3 protein-coding genes and 1 other annotated feature are annotated in these 9,483 nt (G+C 37.7%); all 3 genes read left to right on the forward strand.

The window, feature by feature from the left end; all coding sequences use genetic code 11:
• The first annotated feature begins 91 nt into the window (after positions 1-91).
• The 3 genes from A2536_07280 (at position 92) to A2536_07290 (ending at position 9,170) form a co-directional block, all read left to right on the forward strand.
• Positions 92-4,123: a hypothetical protein gene (locus A2536_07280; protein ID OGF46759.1), complete on the forward strand. Its 4,032-nt coding sequence runs from the start codon at positions 92-94 to the stop codon at positions 4,121-4,123.
• Positions 4,123-6,636, forward strand: a complete 2,514-nt coding sequence (locus A2536_07285; GenBank protein OGF46760.1) for a hypothetical protein — start codon at positions 4,123-4,125, stop codon at positions 6,634-6,636. Before A2536_07280 ends, A2536_07285 begins: the two co-directional genes overlap by 1 nt.
• Before the next feature lie 293 nt (positions 6,637-6,929).
• Positions 6,930-9,170 carry a hypothetical protein gene (locus A2536_07290; protein ID OGF46761.1) on the forward strand — a complete coding sequence of 747 codons (2,241 nt, stop codon included), beginning with the start codon at positions 6,930-6,932 and terminating at the stop codon, positions 9,168-9,170.
• A gap of 208 nt (positions 9,171-9,378) precedes the next feature.
• Positions 9,379-9,444, forward strand: a binding site (cyclic di-GMP riboswitch class I).
• The last annotated feature ends 39 nt before the right edge of the window (positions 9,445-9,483 follow it).

Here is a 9,483-nt window from a genome sequence, read left to right on the forward strand (position 1 = left end):
ATCACTTAATCTTCTCCGCCTAAGATGCATGTTTTCTGCTGGGTTTTTAAACAGTTGTATTTTTACCGGAAAACTAGTAAAATTTAGGTAAATGAAGAAAATCGACGTTAAAAATATTGATGATATATCCTCCTCCGATCATTGGGATGACATCCTTAAGATTACACGGTTGTGGCAATTGGAGCAAAACGAAGAAAGTCTTCTCTTAAGGATCACAAAAGAGATAGTGGAAAAGTTTGGTTTTGACCGCGGGGTCATTTTTTTGGCGGAAAAAAAAGGATTAAGGGTCAGAGCTTTCTGGCCGAAAGCCTGTATTAATAACTCAGAAGAGTTTACAAAATACATTCAGGATGTGGCCCTTCAGGTGGTGCAGGCGGGAAAACCAGTATTTGTGCATCAAATGAAGGAAAAAGTAAAAAAGGTTCCCGACAATGATACAGGGGTAATATATTGTATTCCCCTGACTGCCAGCCGGGGTATACTCGGGGCGCTATATGTTGATTCTAAAAAATCAAAAAAGGATTTAAGCCGCCAGGATCAGAAGATTTTAGAGATGCTTTGCGGCCAGGCTGCCGCAATGATAGAACACTCCCTCCTTTACCAGTCCGCGATAACTGATCCCTTGACAAAATTATTCAGTCACCGTCATTTTCAGATGGAAGCGGAACAGGCGGTAAGACAAAGCAAGCGTTCGGGACTGCCGGTTTCTTTAATCATAATGGATATTGACAGGTTCAAGATTTTAAATGACACAAAAGGACATGAAGCGGGTAATAAGTGCATTATTGAAGTTGCCGATATTTTAAGAAATACACTCCGGATTTCGGATATAATAGCCAGATTCGGCGGGGATGAGTTTGAAATGCTCCTTCCCGGTACGATAGGCAGAGTAGCGTCGGGTATTGCGGAAAAGATCAGAAAAACCGTGGAAGAATCCCCTGTAATAAAAAAATATAAAGTAACAGTTTCCCTGGGCGTTTCCAGTTATCCGGATAATTCCGGGGATGCGCAGACCATATTTTTAAGAGCGGACGAGGCTTTGTATAAAGCAAAAGAGAAAGGCCGGAATTGTACGGTACTTTCTTCTTTTGTTAACGAGCTGAATCATGTAGGGGGAAAACATCAGAGAGGGACATATATTGACAGAAATAAAACGGGGTCGATTGAAATAGTAAAAGGGAAAAAATCCTTGAAAGCCATCAAACCGGTACCTGTTGATGTTGAAAAAATACACAGTATAATCGAAAAAATAGACGGGTATAGAGTTATCAGGCATTTAGGCCACGGTACCAGCGGGGAAGTATTACTGGTTAATCAGCCCGAACTTGACAGGGAGATAGCTTTAAAGCGCCCGCTTTCGCCGTATCTTACCGAAGAACAGTTGAAGGTTTTTGAGAAGGAAGCTAAGATTCCCGCCTCTTTGGAGCACCCCGGGGTTGTATCAATATACAGTATGGGGAAGGATGCTGATGGAAGACTTTATTACACCATGAAAGCTTTAAAAGGAAAATTACTTTCCGATATACTTGAATTAAGGAAAAAAGGCGACGCGGATATATTGCGCAAATTCAGCCAGAACAGGCTGCTCGAGATATTACAGCATGTGGCAGAAACGGTGGCTTTTGCGCATACACGGAAGGTTGTCCACGGGGATCTAACCCCGAATAATATTATGGTGGGAGAGTTTGGAGAGGTTACCGTAATAGATTGGGGTGTGGGTTCCGGAAGTAAAACTTCCTCCTATGGCGGCAGTACCGGCGGAAAAACTGATGCAAAATTAATAATAGGCTCCCCGGTTTACAATACTCCGGAAAGTTTTCAAGATGAAACTAACGAAAAAACTACAGCTACGGATATATATGCTTTGGGGGTTATTCTGTATCAGATATTAACAGATAAACTGCCGTTTGAACGGGAAACAGTGAGGGAGACGGTGAATGCAATAATAAATGAAGAAGCAATTACTCCTGAAGCAGTTTTACCGGAGGCAGGGATAGATCCTACTTTATCCCGGCTTTGTAAATTAGCGCTGGAAAAAGACCCTGTGAAAAGGCAGTCCGCTAAATACTTTTCTGACACGCTAAGTCATTTTATACTGAATGAAAGGGAATGGGAAGTAATTGATTTTGGAGAAAAAGCGCATAAACTAATTCCCGAAGAATGGGTGACCCTGACCGGGGAGTGGAAATTCACAGGTGAAGACTGGGTAACGGAAGGAAATAATGAGAATATATTACTGTGGAAAACTGAAGTTACGGGAGGATTCAGTTTTTCCTGTGAGGGTTATATTAACGATGAAAAAGCAGGAGAACTTTCAATAATAGGTCGCGCGCCTGCTCTCAATCCCAAAGAAGCTGAAGGTGAAAATGTTTATAACGGATATTTTTTCCAGGTGGGGGCGGAAGCAAATACAGTTACTAAATTTATAAGGAACGGGGAAGATGTCCTGGCGAAAACGGATATTAAATGGCAAAAAGGGAAAATTCATAAGATAGAGATAGAATGCGATGAAAAATGGATATATGGCTATTTTGACGGAGTCAGGATTTTTAAGTACCGGGAATTATTCCCTTTCTCCGGTAAATATATAGGATTTTCCGCCTGGGGAAAAGAGGTTCATATAAAGCCTGTAAAATTAAAAAAACAGGTTTGGGGTCTCAATCTTCCAGCCATGCGGCTTGCCGATGAATTAATGCAGCATAAAAGTTATGAAATAGCGCTTATGCAGTACAAAAGAATGGCGGATATAAATAAGAACCGTTTAGAAGGGGAAGAGGCGCTTCTAAAATCCGGTATATGTTTATTTAAACTTAATAAAATTGACGAAGCAATATTGATATTTGAATCAATGAGAGGATGCGTCATGGAGCCTTTTGCCCTGGTGCAGGAAGGAATAATAGAGATAGAAAGAGCTGAAAACAAAAATCCGAGGAAAGCAATAGAGTTATTTAAGGAAGTTCTTAAGATGTTTCCTGACAGCCAGGCAAAATCGGAAATAGTGAGTGTCAGGCACAATATACGTGCAAGTAAGTATTTTGATCCGAAAGGATGCAGGGAAGAAGATATTAATTTGAGAATAGAAATTTATAAAATCGCTCACGATGCATTTAGTACTGTAGCATTAAGTTCTATTTTATTGGAACAATATTACGTAAGAAGTTTGTCAAATGCAGGAAGGTGGAAAGAAGCTTTTAACGAAATTACAGAATATGACAAAAAACTTCTACAGGCACAAAAGGAGCTGCATTCCCATAACTGGATAGCACTGCGTAGTATACTTTCTGTCGGACGTTTTGATTTATTATTTAAATATGATTATTTATTTAAACAGCCAGAATTTTTGGAGGGCAATGCTTTCAAGACAACATTTCAATTTATAGTATTAAAAGGAATAGGCAGTAATGTTATGCGTGAAATATTTGAGCGAAAAAAAGCATTAGGACCTGAGAAAAATTTAAGCAATTCACATAGCCAGCTTGTTTTTTCATATTTTTTCGCCTCAAATGATGTAAAAAGCGCAAAAGATTGGTTGAAAAATGAAATTGATATTAGTTGTATTGTTATAGTTTCAGATATTATTATCGAATCTCAAAATAATGAACTGTTTAAAATCTGGGAAACAGATTGGAAAAATAACAGTGAATTGCCGGATTCCGGTAAAATGTATTGCGTTTACTGCAGCGTAAGATGGGAGATAGAGCATCAAAATTATATTAAAGCTTCGGAATTTATCGACAGATTTAGATGCCGGAGTTTTAATGAATATGAGACAAGAAGTGTGGTCATATTGCAGGCATTTTTGTTCTCCCTGGGATATTTGAAATCCCTGACCAAAGCAGATATTGAAGAAAATATGAGAAAATATCTGGCAGGAACCGAACTTAATCTGGCAAGGATGTTTTTAGGATATGAAAAGCCGGAGCCGAATGAATTATGGCCGTATCCTTTATGGTTTCCCGAATGGCGTTTATGGCTGGGATTATGGCTTGAAGCAAAAGGGGAAACAAAATCAGCAAGGAAAATCATAGAGCCCGCTATTGACAAGAGATTTGGACTTACCAATAGCCAGCCTGCTCTTAATGCTTTACGGGAAAGATTAAAATCGAAAAAAAAGGAGAAATAATGCAAAGAAAAATGTATTTTGTTTTTGCCGCCTTTCTGATATTTTGTTTGGCGAATGCCGGGGGTGCTCCGGGACAAAAAGTTTCCCCGTCAGGGGATGATTCCGGCATTTCTGTAAAACATATAGCAGCATCTTCCATAAAAAAAGTCGAGAAAGGATACAATATCGAATTTACGGTTAAAAAGTCCGTGGATGTTACGATCCGGATAGTTGATTCCAAAGGGGAGGTTGTAAGGCATTTAGCAAGCGGTATGGTAGGAACTTCAAAAACACCAAAACCGTTTGAGGGTAGTTCTACCTCTCAGAAAATATTATGGGACGGAAAAGATGATGCGGGTAAAACAGTTGATGCTTCAACCTGCAAAGCATTGATAGGCGCGGGAATAAACGCCAAATTTGATAAATTTGCCTTGTGGAATCCTGACGGTTTTGGTAATACGGGAAATTCGAATTGGGCGATTCCGGGGTCTATTGCCGTAAATCAAAAAGGAGAAATTTATCTTGTCCAGCAGTTCGGCGTTCATATGTCATCAATGAGGGTTTTCGACAGGGAAGGAAAGTTCGTAAAACAGGTTTACCCTTTTAGTTTAGATAAATCAAAAGCCGCTTTGGATAAATTTTTCCGGAAAAACAGGACTATTTGGCCGGCGGATACTATTAATTGGGGAGCTGTGGATTGGTCCGGAAGACCGGTTCCGAGAGCTGTAGGTCACAGCGCGTTTTATTGGTTCTCGGTCAGAAGTCCTTCAATGGTAATCGGACTTGACGGGAGAATATTTTATGTTGACCAGGTTCCGGGCCATCAATTAATCATGCAGATAGATCCTGAAGGATTGCCGGATGATGATTTAGGTACCCCGCCCTGGGTTGACAAGGGATCATTTATGAGGTCCTGGACCCTGGCAGTAGGGCCTGAGGGAGATATCTATATTGCCGATAATATGTTTGGAGTAATAGGACATCTTGACAATAAATGCAAAAATCCCGTTAAATCCTTCACTTTTAACGGTGAAAAAAAGTTAGGCTCCGCCTCTTATATGATAGGAGAACCGGCGTTTAGAAACAAAGGAAATTATGATCCGATGTGGGGAATTGCTGTAGATAAAGAGGGAAATATCTGGCTGGGTGATTCCACCGAAAATTGCATGAAAATATACCGGAAAGACGGATTTCTCCTCGGAAAATTTGATAAGGTAAAAACAACCACCGGGGATATAACATTTGCAGAAGGAGTTTCACTGGCAGCAAATCATAAAACAGGTGCGGTTTATGCCAACATTAAAGCGCCAAAAGGAGTTTCCAAGCTTCTGAAATTTAACACCTGGAAAGATCTGAAAGTTGTTCAGGAAATAGAGCTTTCCGGCGCGGCAAGAAAAATAGCGGTTGACCAGGAAGCAAGCATAATATGGGCTGTTGACGGTCAGGATACTTTGATCCGCGTTACGGATACCGGAAGTAAATTTGAGAAAAAGATAATAAATGGAGTAGATAATAAAACGTTAAAATTTCCTGGCCATTTGACCGTGGACAGCAAGGGCAGAATGTACATCCGGGATGCTTCGCCGTATTTTATTCAAAGCGATGTTGATGGAAATGCTTTTAAGAAATTCAGCTGGTGGGGAGTTGGAACGGCCTATATCGGTGTTGATAAACAGGATAATTTTTACACAATGATATATGAAAAAAAGAAAAAAGAAATTTGGAAATTTACACCTGACGGGAAAAGGGCAAAATTCGGAACTCTTGAAGCTATTTCAATAGAGAATGTCAATGAGTTAAAAGGTATTGATATCGCGGCAAACGGGGATATTTATTGCGCGATAACGGAACCCCAGGATGCAAAGCTTGTAAATGAAGTGGTCGGTAATCCGGACACCATAGGGGATAAGTATAATTTCAGCCGTATTGATGTCTATGGTGCTGACGGGATATTAAAGAAAAACAGTATTGTAAAACTTCAGGGACCAAATGACGTTAAATTGGACCGGGACGGTAATATTTATACGATAGAGACCGGAACATGTCACGGGGCGCACAAAAGACGCGCGGCGAAACTGGATAATTTAAAGTTTACCATGTACAATAAACTGATGAAATTTTCCCCAACCGGCGGGATAAGAGATAAAACAGGTCATATCTGGACGGTTCCGGGAAATTCCGGCACAAGCAGTTATACCTGCGGTGGGGAATGTCCGGCCGCCGAGTTTATGATAGACGCCGATAATTTGATCTGGCTTCATGATCAGGAAGTTTTCAATGTATTGGCCGTGGACACAGCCGGAAATATAATTACAAGAATAGGCGCTTACGGCAATGAAGATAACAAAGGCGGAGGCAACGACGAAGTAATTCCCGGAACCAAGATAGTAAAAAATCCGGAAATCCCGCTTTCTTCCCCTTATGGGGTAGCCGTGTGGAAAAATTACCTGTTAATTTCAGATATGTTCACCCACAGGATCCTGCGCTGCAAGCTGGATTACACCGACAAAACAGAGCTTACATTACCGAAGTAATATAAAAATATTGGTAAAAATGGTAACGGGTTACGCGAAATATTTATTCGTAACCCGTTACCCTCAACAAAAAAGCATTTATCAGTTGTGATATGTACGTCTTCCGCCTTCAGCCTTCCAAAAACCATTTTTTCTAACCCTCAAACCCTCTAAACTTCTTATCCTCAATGCCTGTTTATCCCCCGCCCCTGGTTCGCTATTTATTATTTGCTGCGCCTCTGAGCATCCGAACCTCTGCGCCTCTATTATAGGCTCTTCCTAAAATCCAATAATTTTGTTATACTCTAAATACTATGGCAGACAAAAGACTAAAAAGAATAAAATCAGGAATTCCCGGTTTGGATGATATGTTTTATGGGGGAATAATAAAAGGGACCACTACTCTTGTCGCAGGTCATTCCGGGACGGGAAAAACTTTGTTTGGATTGCAATTTATTAAGCAAGGGTTGAAAATGAAAGAAAAATGTATGTATATTTCTTTACAGGAAAATCCGGAAGAAATACTAAAATATTATGATATTTTAACGATGGATTGGAAAAAATATGTAAAAAATAAGAATTTAGTATTAATGACTTCGAAAATGTCTGATATAGGTCAGTTAATTCCTAAATTAGAAGAAATATTTAGTAAAGTGCAAATTAACAGGATATTCATAGATGAAGTCTCATGTGTTTTTGAAGGAACACAAGTCGTTCAAGAAATAGATGAAATGTTTTATATGATAAAACAAAAAGTTTCTACAACGATATTTACTGCTGCTATTTCAAAAGAAGGGGAGTATTTTGGACTTGTTGGTTCTCCATTGCCAAAAATTGCGGATAGCATCTTGGCGTTGCAGCAGGCAAGAAAAGGCGGAAATATTGTAAAATTGATAAGTGTATTAAAAGCAAAAGGTACCTTTTGTGATACAAGAGTTCATAAACTGAATATTAATAATAAGGGATTGGAAGTAAAAAGCATATTTGAGGATGAAAATAGTGTGAAACTGAATGCTCCTATTTCCTCGGAAGTTAGTTATCATATTTGGTTTATGGATGGTATTTACGGCGAAAGATACATGAAAGAAACAATGAAAGCATTTGAGCAGATTCATCCCGAGATTACGGTTTACAGAACTAAGGAAATGGATTCTTTTAATATGGATAAAATAATAGAATATCCCGTAGAAAAAATGAGAAGGTTTATTAAGCCTCAAAGTATTCCTTTAGGTATTATCGCATTACCTTTTGAAGGTGTATATAAACTTGCATCTGAAGGACTACTTGCTAATTTGGGAGATTACATTGATACAAACATTTATTATGAGGAAGCCGTTAAAGCATGTATATATAATAACGCAATATATGGTGTTCCTGTAGATGTGTATAGTAGATGTCTGGTATATAGAAAGGACTTCCTGGAAAAATATAATTTAGAAGTTCCTGAAACAATGGATGATTTATTAAAGGCAGCGGATTATATTTTGAGCAAAGAAAATAATCCCACATTGTGCGGTTTATCTTTTTGGTGGTACAATATAAAGGAATTAACGGATATCTTCTTAGAATTTGCCTGGGGTAATGAAACAGATATTTATGATACCAACGGGAATATAAATATAAATAACAGTAAAATGATTGAATCCATAAAATTTATGAAACATATAATAAACAAATACAAAATCAACCCTGAAAATACTCAAAATATATCTTCAAATAGCATGAATAAATTTTTAAACGGAGAAACAGTATTTTTAATATTTACTCCTGACGTAATGCAGATTCTTCGTTGGCAAGTAAATTCCCCGGTTAGAAATAAAGTAGGAATAGCTCCATTGCCCAGAATGGCAAAAGGCGAAAAAAGATACAGTGTTTTATATGGTAGTGCGTTATGTATACCAAAAAATACAAAAGATCTTAAATCTGCAGGTTCATTTTTAAAATATTATACAAATTTGGAAAATCATAAAAAGAGGGAGCTTGACAGTGCCTGGCCTTTTGCTTCAGTAAAACAGTTATGGAAAGATAAGGAAGTGTTATCTGTAAGACCATATTGTCTGCAGACAGAAAAGATATTGAAAACGTCATTTAATCCTTATCAAGATGTCAAGTATTACAACTCTGTAGCAATATTAATAAGTGAAAAAATATTTAAGGTTCTAAATAATAAAGCGGACATAGAAAATACATTTAAATTATTAAATAAAGATTTAAAAAGGCTGATAAATAGAAAGAGCATATATAGCAAAGTTGTTGAAGAAATAGTTAATTATTTGGAAAAGAATTATTACAAACAAATTACTTTGAATGATATTTCAAAAAGAGCCGGATTAAGTCAAAGATATATGGAAAAAATATTTAAGATGGAGATAGGAATGCCTATTTTTAACTATTTGATAGAAATAAGGATTGAAAAAGCAAAAAAAATGTTAAAACAAGAAAATATTAATATTAATGAAACTGCAAAAAAGTCAGGATACAATGATGTCCCTTGGTTTTGTAAAACATTCAAAAGTTTTACCGGATACACGCCTAGCGAATACAGATATAAGTAAAATGCTGCAATCCGAGCTTTTATGTAGATGACATATTATTGGTTGACATGCAAAAAATGAAATTCATACCTGTATATTCCTGGTTTAAAAAAGCAATCCTTATATTAGAGCATATTGCACATAAAAGTGTACATAAAAGACAATTAAGTGATAAAATACTCATATTGACAGAATATATGCTTATTTGTATACTTAATCAAATTAGAAATATCCGAAAGGGCAAATCTTGAGTAATCAAGAGACGCAAAGTTCCAGTCCGGCATATGCTTCAAAAGAATGCTCTGAGTAAAGTCGAATGAAATTGAGCAGAAGA

The sequence above is a fragment of the Candidatus Firestonebacteria bacterium RIFOXYD2_FULL_39_29 genome, from assembly GCA_001778375.1.
Classification (GTDB): Bacteria; Oederibacteriota; D2-FULL-39-29; order D2-FULL-39-29; family D2-FULL-39-29; genus D2-FULL-39-29.